Source organism: Gordonia sp. DT30 (assembly GCF_049844915.1).
GTDB lineage: Bacteria > Actinomycetota > Actinomycetes > Mycobacteriales > Mycobacteriaceae > Gordonia.
In genome coordinates this window covers 22,046-36,675 of record NZ_JBNCLY010000024.1, presented here as the reverse complement: position 1 = coordinate 36,675, position 14,630 = coordinate 22,046, and the positions used below count along the sequence as shown (strand labels likewise).

The 14,630-nt window shown below is 67.9% G+C and carries 14 protein-coding genes; 12 read left to right on the top strand and 2 right to left on the bottom strand.

Translation table 11 applies throughout. The features are described from left to right. Positions 1-57 precede the first annotated feature (57 nt). Positions 58-1,221, top strand: a complete 1,164-nt coding sequence (sucC, locus tag ACLQ3C_RS18455) for an ADP-forming succinate--CoA ligase subunit beta (protein ID WP_425706550.1) — start codon at positions 58-60, stop codon at positions 1,219-1,221. A 10-nt stretch (positions 1,222-1,231) separates the two neighbouring features. Then, entirely contained in the window at positions 1,232-2,134 is a 903-nt protein-coding gene (gene sucD / locus ACLQ3C_RS18450; RefSeq protein WP_425706549.1) for a succinate--CoA ligase subunit alpha, read from the top strand. A 101-nt stretch (positions 2,135-2,235) separates the two neighbouring features. Here the strand turns inward: sucD and ACLQ3C_RS18445 are convergent, their stop codons facing one another. After that, positions 2,236-2,697, bottom strand: coding sequence for an SRPBCC family protein (locus tag ACLQ3C_RS18445; protein WP_425706548.1), 462 nt, complete (start codon positions 2,695-2,697; stop codon positions 2,236-2,238). A gap of 130 nt (positions 2,698-2,827) precedes the next feature. Here ACLQ3C_RS18445 and ACLQ3C_RS18440 point away from each other — a divergent pair, with 130 nt between their 5' ends. The 10 genes from ACLQ3C_RS18440 to ACLQ3C_RS18395 all read left to right on the top strand — a co-directional run bounded on the left by ACLQ3C_RS18440 (position 2,828) and on the right by ACLQ3C_RS18395 (position 10,949). Continuing rightward, positions 2,828-3,583, top strand: coding sequence for a hypothetical protein (locus tag ACLQ3C_RS18440; protein ID WP_425706547.1), 756 nt, complete (start codon positions 2,828-2,830; stop codon positions 3,581-3,583). Further along, positions 3,576-4,046 carry an RDD family protein gene (locus ACLQ3C_RS18435; RefSeq protein ID WP_425706546.1) on the top strand — a complete coding sequence of 157 codons (471 nt, stop codon included), beginning with the start codon at positions 3,576-3,578 and terminating at the stop codon, positions 4,044-4,046. Before ACLQ3C_RS18440 ends, ACLQ3C_RS18435 begins: the two co-directional genes overlap by 8 nt. Next, complete coding sequence (locus tag ACLQ3C_RS18430; protein ID WP_425706545.1) at positions 4,043-5,530, top strand: carboxyl transferase domain-containing protein; 1,488 nt, start codon at positions 4,043-4,045, stop codon at positions 5,528-5,530. The genes ACLQ3C_RS18435 and ACLQ3C_RS18430 overlap by 4 nt, the downstream gene beginning before the upstream one ends. Beyond that, a complete protein-coding gene (locus ACLQ3C_RS18425) occupies positions 5,527-5,922 on the top strand; it encodes an NUDIX hydrolase (protein WP_425706544.1) in 396 nt (131 codons plus the stop codon). The genes ACLQ3C_RS18430 and ACLQ3C_RS18425 overlap by 4 nt, the downstream gene beginning before the upstream one ends. 171 nt (positions 5,923-6,093) lie before the next feature. Then, the gene (locus tag ACLQ3C_RS18420) at positions 6,094-6,966 is read left to right on the top strand and encodes a MetQ/NlpA family ABC transporter substrate-binding protein (protein WP_425706543.1); all 873 of its coding nucleotides are present in this window, start codon (positions 6,094-6,096) and stop codon (positions 6,964-6,966) included. Beyond that, the gene (locus tag ACLQ3C_RS18415) at positions 6,956-8,017 is read left to right on the top strand and encodes a methionine ABC transporter ATP-binding protein (protein WP_425706542.1); all 1,062 of its coding nucleotides are present in this window, start codon (positions 6,956-6,958) and stop codon (positions 8,015-8,017) included. The genes ACLQ3C_RS18420 and ACLQ3C_RS18415 overlap by 11 nt, the downstream gene beginning before the upstream one ends. After that, positions 8,014-8,712, top strand: a complete 699-nt coding sequence (locus ACLQ3C_RS18410; protein ID WP_425706541.1) for a methionine ABC transporter permease — start codon at positions 8,014-8,016, stop codon at positions 8,710-8,712. Before ACLQ3C_RS18415 ends, ACLQ3C_RS18410 begins: the two co-directional genes overlap by 4 nt. A gap of 90 nt (positions 8,713-8,802) precedes the next feature. Next, positions 8,803-9,423: a nitroreductase family protein gene (locus ACLQ3C_RS18405; protein WP_425706540.1), complete on the top strand. Its 621-nt coding sequence runs from the start codon at positions 8,803-8,805 to the stop codon at positions 9,421-9,423. Positions 9,424-9,433: 10 nt separating this feature from the next. Next, positions 9,434-10,072: a TetR/AcrR family transcriptional regulator gene (locus ACLQ3C_RS18400; protein ID WP_425706539.1), complete on the top strand. Its 639-nt coding sequence runs from the start codon at positions 9,434-9,436 to the stop codon at positions 10,070-10,072. Positions 10,073-10,271: 199 nt separating this feature from the next. Then, positions 10,272-10,949, top strand: coding sequence for a DUF5336 domain-containing protein (locus tag ACLQ3C_RS18395; RefSeq protein ID WP_425706538.1), 678 nt, complete (start codon positions 10,272-10,274; stop codon positions 10,947-10,949). Positions 10,950-10,966: 17 nt separating this feature from the next. Here the strand turns inward: ACLQ3C_RS18395 and ACLQ3C_RS18390 are convergent, their stop codons facing one another. After that, positions 10,967-14,557 (bottom strand): indolepyruvate ferredoxin oxidoreductase family protein, encoded by a 3,591-nt coding sequence (locus ACLQ3C_RS18390; protein ID WP_425706537.1) that lies wholly within the window; start codon positions 14,555-14,557, stop codon positions 10,967-10,969. Positions 14,558-14,630: the final 73 nt, after the last annotated feature.

The window sequence follows — 14,630 nt, the reverse complement described above, 5'->3', positions numbered from 1 at the left end:
CGCCTATGGCCCGCGTTACACCCAGACGAGCGGGCAAATCAACGAATGGTGAGCTGAATGGATCTCTTCGAATACCAGGCGAAGGAACTGTTCGCCAAGCATGGGGTTCCCACCACACCCGGGCGGGTAACCGATACTGCCGCCGATGCGCGGGCGATTGCCGAAGAAATCGGCAAGCCCGTGATGATCAAGGCGCAGGTCAAGGTTGGCGGACGTGGCAAGGCAGGCGGCGTCAAGTATGCCGCGACCCCCGATGACGCACAGTCGCACGCCGAGAACATCCTGGGCCTCGACATCAAGGGCCACATCGTCAAGAAGCTCCTGGTCGCCGAGGCCAGTGACATCGCCGAGGAGTACTACATCTCCTTCCTGCTCGATCGTGCCAATCGCACCTACCTCGCGATGTGCTCGGTGGAGGGCGGCGTGGAGATCGAGGAGGTCGCCGCGACCAAGCCCGAACGGCTCGCCCGGGTGCCGGTCGACGCGGTGAAGGGTGTCGACGTCGCGACCGCGCGGTCGATCGCCGAGCAGGGCCACCTGCCTGCGGAGGTCCTCGACGCCGCCGCGGTCACCATCGCCAAGCTCTGGGACGTCTTCGTCGGCGAGGACGCCACCCTCGTCGAGGTCAACCCGCTGGTCCGCACCCCCGACGATCAGATCCTCGCCCTCGACGGCAAGGTCACCCTCGACGAGAACGCCGACTTCCGCCACCCCGATCACGAGGCCTTCGCCGACCGCGACGCCACTGATCCGCTGGAGCTCAAGGCGAAGGAAAACAATCTCAACTACGTCAAGCTCGACGGCCAGGTCGGCATCATCGGCAACGGGGCGGGCCTGGTCATGTCCACCCTCGACGTCGTCGCCTACGCCGGTGAGAAGCACGACGGTGTCAAGCCCGCGAACTTCCTCGACATCGGTGGTGGCGCCTCGGCCGAGGTGATGGCCGCCGGTCTCGACGTCATCCTCGGTGACGAGCAGGTCAAGAGCGTGTTCGTCAATGTCTTCGGCGGCATCACCGCCTGCGACGCGGTGGCCAACGGCATCGTCGGCGCACTGAACAAGCTCGGCGCCACCGCCAGCAAGCCGCTGGTGGTGCGCCTCGACGGCAACAAGGTCGACGAGGGCCGCAAGATCTTGGCCGATGCGAATCACCCGCTGGTGACGCTCGCCGACACGATGGACTCCGGCGCCGACAAGGCCGCCGAACTGGCGAGCAAGTGAGGATTGGCCAATGTCGATTTTTCTGAACAAAGACAACAAGATCATCGTCCAGGGCATCACCGGCGGTGAGGGCACCAAGCACACCGCGCTGATGCTCAAGGCGGGTTCCGACATCGTCGGCGGCGTCAACGCGCGCAAGGCCGGCACCACCGTCTCGCACACCGCCAAGGACGGCTCGGCCGTCGAGCTGCCGGTATTCGGTGGCGTGGCCGAGGCGATCAAGGAGACCGGGGCCGACACCTCGATCATCTTCGTGCCGCCGAAGTTCGCCAAGGACGCCATCATCGAGGCGATCGACGCCGAGATCCCGTTGCTGGTCGTCATCACCGAGGGCATCCCGGTGCAGGACACCGCCTACGCGTGGGCCTACAACGTCGACAAGGGCAACAAGACCCGGATCATCGGGCCCAACTGTCCGGGCGTCATCACCCCCGGCGAGTCGCTGGTCGGCATCACCCCGGCCAACATCACCGGCAAGGGCCCGATCGGCCTGGTCTCCAAGTCGGGCACGCTGACCTACCAGATGATGTACGAGCTGCGCGATCTCGGTTTCTCCACCGCCATCGGCATCGGTGGTGACCCGGTCATCGGTACCACCCACATCGACGCCATCGAGGCGTTCGAGAAGGACCCGGAGACCAAGGTCATCGTGATGATCGGGGAGATCGGCGGTGACGCCGAAGAGCGTGCGGCCGACTACATCAAGGCCAATGTCTCCAAGCCGGTCGTCGGCTACGTCGCGGGCTTCACCGCGCCCGAGGGCAAGACGATGGGCCACGCCGGCGCGATCGTGTCCGGCAGCTCGGGCACGGCGGCCGCCAAGAAGGAGGCCCTCGAGGCCGCCGGCGTCAAGGTCGGTAAGACGCCGAGCGAGACCGCCACGCTGGCCCGGGAGCTCTACCAGTCGCTGTAGGCCACCCCTGGGTGAGTTCGTCGAAACTCCCACTGGCGCATGAGTGTTCATGCGTCGGTGGGAGTTCGTCATTTCCGGGGCACTTCTCGGCGGCAGGTGCGTCAGCCCTTGCTGACCGTCTTGAGCGCGGCCAGGCCCTTGGCGAAGTCCTTGCCGAGCAGCTTGTCGAAGAACCCCAGGGGCGCGGCAACGCGGCTGAACAGGGAGTGTTGACCGGTCATCGTCCACGTCACCTCACTGCTGTCGCCGTCCTCGGCGATGTCGAAGGTGCTGACGCTGCTGGACTTCATCGGTTTCTCGAAGTCCACCCGGACCGCGACGTGCGACGGGGCGGTGTCCTCGATGATCTCCATCCGGCCGACGCCCGCCTTGCGGTTGCCCGACCATGCGTACTGTGCGCCGACGCCCTGCTCCGGTCCGGTGTAGGTGCGGGTCAGGTCCGGATCGACGCCCTCCCACGGGGACCAGTCGACCCAGCGGTGCAGGTCGACGACCCGCGCATGGATGTGGGCCGCGGGAGCGGCGATAGTGGTGCGGCGTGTGACCGTGTATGTGTCGGCCATGGCGGTCCCCTGTCCGGGTCGTTGTCTGTGGGTTGTCGGAAGTATGACTGACGCCGCGTCGAGAAGTCACCGTCTCGGCCCGGATCGCCGACGCCGCGGTGGATGGCGTGGCTCGTGCGATAATCCGTCGGTGGGCGACACGGCTTCGGCAGCGAGCGGACTGCAGGGAGTCTTGCGCCTGCCCTGGCAGCTGGCATCGGCGGCCGCCGACGCCGCCGAACGCGTCCCGGTCGCCGGTGGGGCGGTGACCGCGGCCCGGCGCACCGCGCACGACGTCATCGACGGCGTCGGCACCCTCGCCGTCGCCACCACCGAGAACTCGATCGCCGCGCTGATCCGCACGATCGTCGACGAGTTGAGCGCGCTGGACCTGACGCCGCTCGTCGCCGCCATCGACCTGGATCGGATCCTCGGGGCGATCGATCTCGACGCCGTCCTCGCGCGTCTCGACCTCGACGCGCTCCTCGCCCGGGTCGACATCGCGGCGCTGATCGGCCGCGTCGATCTGTCGGCGATCATCGCCGAACTCGATCTCGACGCCGTCCTCGACAACCTCGACCTCGACACGATCGTCGCGCGCGTCGATCTCGACGGCGCGGTGGAACGCGTAAACATCGATGCGATCATCGGCCGGATCGATCTGATCGGCCTCGCCGACGACATCATCGAGGGAGTGAATCTGCCGGGCATCATCCGGGAGGCGAGTACGTCGGTCACCGCCGACGTGATGACCGATGTGCGTGGCAGCAGCGAACGCGCCGACGATGCCGTCGCCACGCTCGTCAACCGAATGCTGCGGCGCAAGACGGCCCTTCAGGTCGCCGACGATGTCCGCGACGGCGACCGGCCGGCCGACGACGTCGCAGCAGGACGCGAAGATGACTGATTCGCAGCATGTTTCGGCAGACCGGCCGCACGTCGTGCTGGATACCGATCGGCCGGCGGGTGTCGTCAGCCGCGTGTGCGGCGCGGTCATCGATCTTCTGCTGGTGCTCGCCGTCATGGGGGCGCTGTATCTGGGCTGGGTGATGGCGCGGCTGGTCGTGGACGTGCATCGGTTCTCGCTCCCGAATGCCAACCCCTTCTTCACCGCGACCACCTTCGTCGGCGTGTCGGTGCTCTACCTGACCGTGTGCTGGAGTGTGTCCGGGCGGACGCTCGGTGCGGTGGTGATGGGACTGCGGCTGGTGAGCCGCAAGAACAAACCGCGGGTGCGGCTTCCGATCGCGTTTCTGCGTGCGCTGCTGTGCGTGTTCTTCGCCGTGGGCCTCCTGTGGGTGGCCGTCGATCGGCGCCGGCGATCGGTGGCCGATCTCGTGGTGCGCACGCGGGTGGTGTATTCACGGTGACCGGCCGCGAAAGCCCGTCGGCCGCTTCGCTGATCGAGATGCTGGCCGACGGGGATTCGTGGCAGTCGTGGGACGACACGCCGCCACCGGTCGCGGTGCCGGCCGGATACGCCGATCAATTGCGCCGTGCTGCAGAGCGATCCGGCGCCGACGAGTCGGTGCGCACCGGCCGGGTGCGGATCGGCGGATGGCCGGTGGTGTTGATCGTCAGCGAATTCGGCTTCCTGGGCGGCTCGATCGGACGCGTCGCCGGTCACCGCATCACCACGGCGATCCGCCGCGCCACCCGCGACGGCGTTCCCGTGGTGGGCCTGCCGTGTTCGGGCGGCACGCGCATGCAGGAGGGCACCCCGGCCTTCCTGGAGATGGCGGCCATCTCGGGTGCGGTCCTCGATCATCGTGCCGCCGGACTGCTCTATCTGACCTACCTCCGTCATCCGACGACCGGCGGGGTGTTCGCATCCTGGGGATCGCTCGGGCAGCTCACCTGGGCGCAACCCGGTGCGTTGATCGGCTTTCTGGGGCCGCGGGTCGTCGCCGGACTCGCCGGCGCACCGATGCCAGACGATGTGCAGCGTGCCGAGAACCTGGCCGCGCACGCACTCATCGACGACGTCGTCGCGCTGGGCGATCTGGGCGACCGGATTCACGGAGTGCTCGCCGCGCTGGGTGACCGGGGCGGCTCGCCACGCACGGCCGAACCGCGTGTCCCTGTCGGCGATCACCTCGCCGAGCCGGCCGCCGAACCCGCCGGCGGTCCGGATCGGGTGTGGACGGCGGTGACGGCCACCCGCAGCGCCGGACGTCCGGGCGTGCACGCACTGATCGATACCGAAGACACCGCCATCCTCGGCGACACCGGTCCGATCGTCTTGGCGCTGAGCCGTTTCGGTGCCGCCACGGTCCTCGTCGTCGGCCAGGACGCCGAGCGTCAACGAGCCGGTGCGCTGATCGGACCGGCCCATCTGCGGATGGTGCGCCGCGCGCTCACGTTCGCCGCCGAACTGCGTGTGCCGGTGGTCACCGTCATCGACACCCCGGGCGCCGAACTGTCGGTCGCGGCCGAGGAGGGTGGGCTGGCCGGCGAGATCGCCCGCTGCACAGCCGAACTCATCTCCCTGCCGGTGATCACCGTGTCGGTGCTGCTCGGGCAGGGTGCCGGTGCCGCGGCGCTCGCCTTGTTCCCGACCGACCGGCGAATCGCGCTCGACGACGCCTGGTTGTCACCCCTGCCGCCCGAAGGCGCCAGCCTGATCGTCCACCACGACACCAAACATGCTGCGGAAGTTGCTTCGGGCCAACGTATTCTGGCGGCCGAGCTGGCCGGGGCCGGTGTCATCGATCGGATCGTTCCCAGTGCCGATGCGGCATCGATCGCACGACTGGTACATGCGGCGATCGCCGAGGAACTCGACGCGATCGCCGCCCCGGACCCCGCATCTCGCGTGCGGGTGCCCGTACCCGGGAGCGGACAAGCGCGATGACCGACCGTATTCTCGCCGTCGGAGCGGTCGTGCGCGACGACGACGGCCGGTTCCTGCTCGTGCAGCGCGGACGTGAGCCGCAGGCGGGTCTGTGGTCGGTGCCCGGCGGCAAGGTCGAGCCTCCGGAGACGTTGCCGCAGGCCGTGATCCGCGAGATCGGCGAGGAGACCGGAATCGAGGTCGAGGTCGGGCGCGAGGTGTGGGCGCTCGACATCCCCGACGGACGTGGTGCGATCTTCGAGGTCCACGACTTCGTCGCCGTCGCCTGCACGACCGACGTCGTCGCCGGTGACGATGCCGCCGATGCGGGATGGTTTTCGCCCGAGGAGATGCGCGCCCTGCCGCTGACGCCCGGACTCGTCGAGCACCTTCTCCGCCACGGGCTGCTGTGAGCACGCGGCCGGTGGCCGCATTGCAGGCAGGGTGAACGTAATCGGTTCGGACGGCCATCGCCGCAGGTCATCCGCCGACGACCGACGATCGAGTGATGCGCGGGTGCGTTCGGCGACGAAAACGGGCGTTAACGTTCGACACGTCGGTTTCGGACTCTTGGAGGTATCGGCGTGCGTTCGCGAATTCTGGTCGTGTTGCTCTCACTCGTGTTCGCCGGGGCGCTGATCACGGCGTGTGGCAGTGACGACGACGCCCACTCCGTCAAGATCGGTGTCGCCGATGCGTCGGAGTCGTACTGGAATGTCTTCAAGCAGAAGGCTTCTGCGCAGGGCATCGATGTGAAGCTGGTCAACTTCACCGACTACAACCAGCCCAATCCGGCCCTGGCCGAGGGCGAACTGGACCTCAACGAGTTCCAGCATCTGCTGTACCTGGCGACCTACAACGCCAAGAACAACCAGGATCTGGTGCCCATCGGCGCGACCGCCGTCTACCCGCTGCCGCTGTACTCCAAGCAGTACAAGTCGGTGGGCGAGATCCCGCAGGGCGCGCAGGTGGCCATCCCGAACGATCCGACCAATCAGGCCCGCGGCCTGTTGGTGCTCGAGCAGGCCGGCCTGGTCACGTTGACCAAGCCGGGCAACGTCTTCTCGACCCCGGCAGACGTCGACGAGGCCCGGTCCAAGGTGAAGGTGGTGCCCGTCGACGCCGGGCAGACCGCGGCGAACCTCGACTCGGTGGCGGCCGCGATCGTCAACAACAACTACGCGACGTCGGCCAAGCTGACCAGCGATCAGATCATCGCGTCCGACGATCCGAACTCGGCGGGCGCCAAGCCCTACATCAATGCGTTCGTCGCCCGTGCCGGCGACAAGGACAACGCGACCTACGCGAAGCTCGTGAAGATCTACCACGATCCCGAGGTGATCGCGGCGGTGAAGAAGTCGCTCGGCGATGCCGGGGTGATCAAGGACAACGCCCCGTCCGACCTCCAGCAGACGCTGAAGCAATTGGAGGCCGACGTCCGGGCCAATGGCTCCTGAGGTCGCGACCCGCGGGCCGGACGTGACGCCGGCCGCAGTCGAATTCATCGGCGTGGCCAAACGTTTCGGCAAGAATGCGCCGAATGTGCTCGACGACGTCAGCCTGCGCATCGGGGCCGGCGAGATCGTCGGGATCATCGGCCCGTCGGGTGCCGGGAAGTCGACGCTCGCGCGTTTGATCAACGGCCTCGAACGTCCCACGACGGGGCAGGTCCTCGTCGACGGCCGCGATCACGGCACCGCACGCGAACACGAACTCAACGAGCTGCGGACTCGGATCGGGATGGTCTTCCAGCAATTCAACCTGTTCAATTCCCGAACGGTCGCCGGCAATGTGGGTTTCGCGCTGCAGGTGGCGGGTGTGGCGAAATCGCGTCGGCGTGCCCGGGTGGCCGAACTCCTGGAGTTCGTCGGCATCGCCGACCGGGCCAAGGCGTGGCCGTCGGCGTTGTCGGGCGGACAGAAACAGCGTGTGGGTATCGCTCGCGCGCTCGCGACCTCGCCGTCGATCCTGATCGCCGACGAGGCGACGAGCGCCCTCGATCCGCAGACCACCGACGACATCCTGAAACTGTTGCGCCGCATCAATTCCGATCTGGGCACGACGATCGTGGTGATCACCCATGAGATGGATGTGGTGCGCGAGGTGTGCGGCCGGGTCGCCGTACTCGCCGACGGCCGTCTCGTCGACCACGGCGAGGTCTACGATGTGTTCGCGCACCCGCACTCCGCGGTCACCCGCGGGCTCGTGCGCCACGCCGTCGCGGGCGTGCCGGACACCGATCTCCTCGACACCTTGCGCGCCCGGCACCGCGGACGGCTGCTCACGGTGGAGATCCGCGACGATTCGGCGCGTTTCGATCTGCCGGCACTCGCGGCCACCCACGGCGGCAGTGCATCGGTGATCCACGGCGGGATCGCCGATCTCGGCGGGCGGCCGTTCGGCGCGTTGACCTACGAGGTGACTGCCCCCGACGACGCAATCGAGCAGATCGTCGGCGAGAGTCGTTCGGCGCCAGGCGTCGTCGTCCACGAAAGCCGATCACGATGAGCGTGACATCGACGGTCGCCGACGGCGGCTTCACCCGGGTGTTCGGAGACGAACTGCGGCCCTTGCTGTTCGAGGCGATCGGGCAGACCTTCCAGTTGGTCGGATTCACGTTGCTCATCGGCGGTGCACTGGGCCTGCTGATCGGGGTGGTGCTCTATGCGACCAGCCCGGGCAATCTGTGGTCGAACGGGTGGGTCTTCAACGGACTCAACGTGATCGTCAACATCGTCCGGCCGATTCCGTTCATCATCTTCATCACCGCGATCGCGCCGCTGACCAAGACGGTGATGGGCACCCGCATCGGTACCGAGGCCGCCATCTTCCCGATGACCTTGATGGCGATGGTGGTGATCGGCCGCGTCGTCGAACAGAGCCTCGTGTCGGTGGACCCGGGCGTCGTCGAGGCCGCCCGTGCGTCGGGCGCGAGTCGTCTGCGCACCTTGGTGACCATCGTGGTGCCGGAGGGCTTCGCCCCGCTCGTCCTCGGCTACACCTTCATCTTCGTCGCGATCGTCGACATGTCGGCGATGGCCGGATATGTGGGCGGCGGCGGCCTCGGCGACTTCGCCTTCCAGTACGGTTATCAGCAGTTCGACTGGAAATTGACCGTTGTGGTGATCGCGTTGTTGGTGATCCTGGTACAGGTGGGTCAGTACTTCGGCAACTGGCTGGCGCGGCGCGCACGGCACCGCTGAGACGGGTGAACCGAGACGCGTGAATCGAGACGTGAACCGACCGACCCGAATTTCCGACCGTCGCACCGTCGCGACAGAGATGAGGCACCCATGACCGAGCTCCTGCCCCTCGACCCCGACCAGCTGCTCACCACCACCCGAACGGTCCGCAAACGCCTCGACCTCGACCGGCCCGTGCCCATCGAGGTGATCAAAGAAGCGCTCGAGGTCGCCCTGCAGGCGCCCACCGGCTCCAACAGCCAGACCTGGCACTGGATCGTGCTGACCGACCCGGAGATCAAGGAGAAGGTCGCCGCCTTGTACGCGCGGTCCTTTGCCGCCTACGCCCAGCAGCGCGCCGCCGCCGACGACACCGCCCGCCGCGTTGCCTCCAGCGCGCAATACCTCGCCGATGTGATGGGCAAGGTCCCGGTGCTGGTGATCGGCGCCCTCTACACCGGCGGTGACCTCCCGGAGGGCAATCAGGCCGGGGTGTGGGGCTCGCTGCTGCCGGGGGCCTGGAACCTGAGTCTGGCGCTGCGCGCCCGTGGGCTCGGATCGGCGTGGACGACCCTGCACCTGACGTACGAGAAGGAGGTCGCCGAACTCCTCGGCATCCCGCCCACCGTGCATCAGGGTGTGTTGTTGCCCGTCGCCTACACCTTGGGCGTCGACTTCAAACCGGCCGGGCGCAAGCCGCTCGACGAGGTACTCCACCTCGACAGGTGGTGACCGACAAGTGGTGACCGTGCCGGACGGCGGCGCCGGGGCGGCCGGGACGGGTCCACGCCCGGCCACCCGTCGTAGGGCGGCCAAGGCCGCGCGCCGCGCGGAGTTGCTGACGGCAGCGGCCCGGCAGATGGCCGAACGCGGCTTCGCCGGGGTGCGACTCGAGGACATCGGCGGCGCGGTCGGGGTGAGCGGGCCCGCGATGTACCGGCATTTCTCGTCGAAGACCGAATTGCTCGACGAGATGCTCCTCGACATCTCGCGCCGCCTCTACGCCGGGGGCCACGAGGTGGTGGCGCGCGGGGGCACGCCCGACGAGACGCTCGACGCGCTGATCGCCTTCCACATCGACGTCCTGGTCACCAAGCCCGATCTCATCACCGTGCAGGACCGCGACCTGTCGTCGCTGACGCCCGCGGCCAACCATGAGGTGCGTCGCCTGCAGCGCCGTTACGTCGAGGACTGGGTCGAGGTGACGATGGCCGCCGTCGACGCGGGCGCGGGCCGGCTCGACCGGGCCGAGGCCCGCGTCCGGGTACATGCCATGTTCGGCCTGCTCAACTCCTCACCACGGTTGCCCGACTTCGACGCCGACCGGTTGCGCGGCCTGCTCACCGCGATGGCAGCGGCCGCATTGCACGCCCGGGTCTGAGCGAGCGTCCCGCTCAACCATTTGCTTCGCGCTCGACGATCTCGGTGAGCGGGAAGCAAATCATCGAGCGGGAACCGTGCCGTTCCGTCGGATGAATCCGCGCCGCTGTGTCCCCGTTCCCCGTCGGCTGCCTCTACGCTGACACGCACACGAATGCCGTGAATGACCCGTTCCGGCCGAGGCGAAAGCGAGCACGCAAGTGAATCCAGGTGACCCGAACAATCCCCAGCCGGGCTGGGCCGCCGGTCAGCCCCCGACCGAGGGTCAGCCGACCGTTGTGCACGGGCAGCACGGCGGGCCGCAACCTGCGCCGGGTCCCAATACCCAGGGCTTCTATCCGCAGCCCGGTACGCCCTCGGGGCAGTGGTCGACGGCAGGACAGCAGTGGGGACCGCCGCCACCGCCGCCACGCCAATTCGACGTGCGTGCGCAACTACCGGCGATTCTGCTCGTCGCGTCGACGGTGGCCGGGCTCATCACCTACTTCATGGGCTTCGTCAGCTGGGTGGTGCCCAACACCGGCGTCAGCGAGTCCGAGCTCGACAACTGGTCGCAGAACTACGAGTCCGGCAACTCCGGAATCCCCGGATTCGCCTCCTACGAGATCGTGCTCAACCCCGGCAAGTTCCTGATCCTGCTCGGTGCGGTGGCGATCGCGGCGGCACTGGTACTGGTGCCGCGATTCCGCCGGGCGGTGCCGTTCCTCGCGGTGATCGCGGCCGGTGCCTGGCTGGCGTTGTTCTCCGCCGCCGTGATCACCACATCGGTGCCGGTCATCGGCGTCGGCGCCGGCGCGATCGTGGCGTTGATCTTCGGATTCCTGCAGGTGGCCTTCCTCATCGGTGCTGCGGTACTCGGCGGGTTGTCGAGGAATTGAATACGGCTGCGGGCCGTTCACACCCCGAGTTCGGTCCGCATCCGGTTCAGCGTCTCGTGGTAGCGGGCGACGTTGGCCATCTTGATGCTCTCGTAGCCGCGTACCGCATCGGGTAGGCCGGCGAGCTCCACCAGCGACGAATACTGTTGCGGCCCGACCCTTCCCGTCTCCCACGCGGTGATGACGGAGTCGAGGAGGCCGCGGTATTCGTCGACGAGGGCGCGTTCGGTGCGGCGGATCTCGGTGCGGCCGAACGGGTCGAGCGGGGTCCCGCGGAGCCGCTTCATCCGGGCCAGGGTGTGCAGAGCCGGTCGCGCCCAGGGGCCGAGCGCGATCTTGTCCTTCATGCCCAGCGACCGAATCGTCGGCGGGTGCAACCGGATGGCGGTCGTCGCACCGGATCCGTACCGATCGGTGACCTGCGCTTCGAACCCCGGGTCGCCGGTCAGGCGCGCCACCTCGTACTCGTCCTTGTAGGCGGTCAGCTTGTACAGGTTGCGGGCCACGGCGTCGGTGAGCTCGGGGCCCGCACCGCACCGGTGTACCCGCGCCACGGTGTCGAGGTAGTCACGCGCGCAACGCGTTCCGGAGTAGCCGACGAGATCGTCGACGCGGATCGCGATGGTGCGGGCCAACTCGGCGTCCATCGGTTCGGCATCCACCCGGGCCAAGGCCGCGACCAGCCCGCTCGCCCAGGCGCTCGGCTTCGCTTCGGTGGCGGCGGGATGCAACCGGGCGATCTCGGTGCGCACAGCGTCCGGGTCGGCGACCGCCTGCCGCCCGCGCCGGAACGCCGCGATGTTCTCGGTGACCGAGACGCCGTTGAGAGTGATTGCACGCTCGAGTGATTCGGCGCTGATCGGTAGTGCGCCCGCCTGGTAGGCGGCGCCGACTGCGAGCATGTTCGCATACTGCTCGTGGGCGAACAGCGCGCTCGACAATGCGCCCGGGTCGAGGTAGATCGTCCGCGCGACGCGAGAGTCGATCACGTCATGGATCTGCGTGTCCGACGGGAAGCCGACGGCGGTGTCCACGACCATCTTTCCGGTGGGTACGCGGGTCGTCGACACCACCGCGGTGGTGCGTTCGGGCGCGGCGACCTTGAGGTTGGTGGCGTCGGCGGCGACCAGCGAATCGCAGGCCAGATACAGATCGCAGGTGCCGGTGGCGACCTTGGCCGCCACCTCGATCGGCGCCCGCGAGATCTTCAGGTCGCTGATGACCGCGCCGCCCTTCTGGGCGAGCCCGGTCATGTCGACGGTGCGCGCGGCATGGCCGTCGAGAGTGGCTGCGGTGGCCAGGATCTGGGAGATGGTGACCACGCCGCTGCCGCCGATACCCGTGATCCGGATGGTCGCGACACCATCGGCGGAGTCCAGGAGATCGCGGCCGCCGGCCGGTGCAGTCAGGGCGGTTGCGGGCAGGGCGGTTGCGAGCAGGGGTGCGGCGGTGGCCGCTGCCTCCGTGGGGCCCGGGGTGATGGTGACAAATGACGGGCAATCGCCTTGCAGGCATGAGTAGTCGAGGTTGCACGAGCTCTGATCGATGCGGGTCTTGCGGCCGAACTCCGTCTCGACCGGGTGTACCGACAGGCAATTGGACTTCGCACCGCAGTCGCCACAACCCTCGCAGATGCGCTCGTTGATCATCACCCGGGTCGTCGGGGTGTCCATGGTGCCGCGCTTGCGTTTGCGGCGTTTCTCCGCCGCACATTGCTGGTCGTGGATCAGTACGGTGACACCGTCGACGGTCGCGAGTTCGCGTTGCACGTCGGCGAGATCGGCGCGGCCGCGGACGTGCACCTGCGACGGCAGGGCGGCGGATCTGGTGCGTGCGACGTCGTCGGAGGTGATGACGATTCGCTTGACTCCTTCGGCGAGAAGCAGTTTCGTCAACTGGGGCAGACCGAATCCGCCGACCGGGTCTTGTCCGCCGGTCATCGCCACGGTGCCGTTGTAGAGCAGTTTGTAGGTGATGTGCGCGCCGGCGGCAACGGCGGCGCGCACGGCCAGCGACCCGGAATGGGTGAACGTGCCGTCACCGAGGTTCGCAATGAAGTGATCGGCGGCGACGAAGGGCGCCATCCCCAGCCACTGCGCGCCTTCGCCGCCCATCTGGGTGACGCCGGTGACGTCACCGACCTGATCGGGGTCCATGAACAGAACCATGGCGTGACAACCGATTCCGGCACCGACGAGGGTGTGCCCGGAATCCGGCGCACCCTCGTCTGCGGTGTGGGGCACCTGGGTGGAGCTGTTGTGCGGGCAGCCCGAGCAGAAGTACGGGGTGCGCGCGGCGAGCGGCAGTTCGATACGCGTGGGGCGACGGCTGCTGCGGTCCAGCCAGTCGATGGCGGCGTCGACGTGATGGTGACGTGCGAGCCGGGTGGCCAGGCCGCGGGTGACGGCGTCGACGTCGAGTTCACCGAACCGGGAGAACAGCGTTGAGCCGTCCTCGTTGAGTTTGCCGACGATGTGCGGTGCAACGGGGTCACGAAACAGGATGTCGCGCATCATCGTCTCGATGAAGTCGCGCTTCTCCTCGACGACGATCACCTCGTCGAGGCGCCCGGCGGCGGTGTCGGTGATGAAGCGGCGCAGGATGTCCCGCTCGAGCGGATAGATCATGCCCAACTTGAGGATGCGGATACCGAGGCGGTTCAGGTCTGCCTCGGTCAGCCCCATCAGATGCAGCGCCTCGCGGACGTCGAGGTACGTCTTGCCCGCGGCGACGATGCCGATACGGTCGTCGCCGCTGCGCACCACGATTCGGTTGAGGCCGTTGAGTCGCGCGTACTCGTGCGCCCGTGGCATCCGGATGGTGAGCTGATTCTGTTCGAGCTCCATGAGATTGGCGCCGAGTAGCCGCCCGGACGGGATGTGCGGGCTCCGACCCAGTCCGCCGTATCCGGGCGTGATGCGGGTGGGGTCGAGGTGCACGGTGGACGCGCCGTCGGCGACATGCGCGGAGATCTTCATCGACGTCCACAGACCGCTGACGCGGCTCAGATGTGCCGCGTGGACACCGAGATCCAGGATGTCCTGGGAGTCGGCCGGATACAGCGTCGGGATGTAGAGGTCGGCCAGCGCCATCTCCGAGGCGCACGGCACGGTGGAACTCTTCGCGCCCGGATCGTCGCCGACGAGGACGACCGCCCCGCCGTCGGGGTGTGTGCCGATGATGTTCGCGTGCCGCAGTGCATCCGAGGCGCGGTCGAGACCGGGCGCCTTGCCGTACCAGTAGCCGACGATGCCCGAGCGGGCACGGCCGGCGGCGTCCGGAGCCAGTCCGGTGACCTGCGCGGCCACCTGCGATCCCATCACCGATGTCGCGGCCAGCTCTTCGTTGAGGCCGGGCCGATGCACGATGTCGAGGGGTTCGAGCAACGATCGGCGGCGCGCGAGTTCGAGGTCGTAACCGGCCAGCGGTGAGCCCTCGTAGCCGGAGATGAACGAGGCAGTCGGCCGGTTCATGCGGCGATCGACGAGCGCTCGATCGCGCACCATGCGGACCAGTGCGGCGATGCCACCGAGGAAGACGGTGCCCGATTCGCGGACGTAACGGTCTTCGAGACTGCTCACGGGGCGGGCATCCGGGGCGAGGGTCATGGTTTCTCCTGGCCTTCTGAAATTGTTGCGCCCCGTGGGTGGGGGCGTCCGGTGGTGAGCCCGGGGGTGGTGG

What these genes read in the sequence shown, in the direction of transcription:
- sucC (WP_425706550.1), top strand. Translation starts at nt 58, where the DNA reads ATGGATCTCTTCGAATACCAGGCGAAGGAACTGTTCGCCAAGCATGGG.
- sucD (WP_425706549.1), top strand. Translation starts at nt 1,232, where the DNA reads ATGTCGATTTTTCTGAACAAAGACAACAAGATCATCGTCCAGGGCATC.
- ACLQ3C_RS18445 (WP_425706548.1), bottom strand. Translation starts at nt 2,697, where the DNA reads ATGGCCGACACATACACGGTCACACGCCGCACCACTATCGCCGCTCCC.
- ACLQ3C_RS18435 (WP_425706546.1), top strand. Translation starts at nt 3,576, where the DNA reads ATGACTGATTCGCAGCATGTTTCGGCAGACCGGCCGCACGTCGTGCTG.
- ACLQ3C_RS18425 (WP_425706544.1), top strand. Translation starts at nt 5,527, where the DNA reads ATGACCGACCGTATTCTCGCCGTCGGAGCGGTCGTGCGCGACGACGAC.
- ACLQ3C_RS18415 (WP_425706542.1), top strand. Translation starts at nt 6,956, where the DNA reads ATGGCTCCTGAGGTCGCGACCCGCGGGCCGGACGTGACGCCGGCCGCA.
- ACLQ3C_RS18410 (WP_425706541.1), top strand. Translation starts at nt 8,014, where the DNA reads ATGAGCGTGACATCGACGGTCGCCGACGGCGGCTTCACCCGGGTGTTC.
- ACLQ3C_RS18405 (WP_425706540.1), top strand. Translation starts at nt 8,803, where the DNA reads ATGACCGAGCTCCTGCCCCTCGACCCCGACCAGCTGCTCACCACCACC.
- ACLQ3C_RS18390 (WP_425706537.1), bottom strand. Translation starts at nt 14,557, where the DNA reads ATGACCCTCGCCCCGGATGCCCGCCCCGTGAGCAGTCTCGAAGACCGT.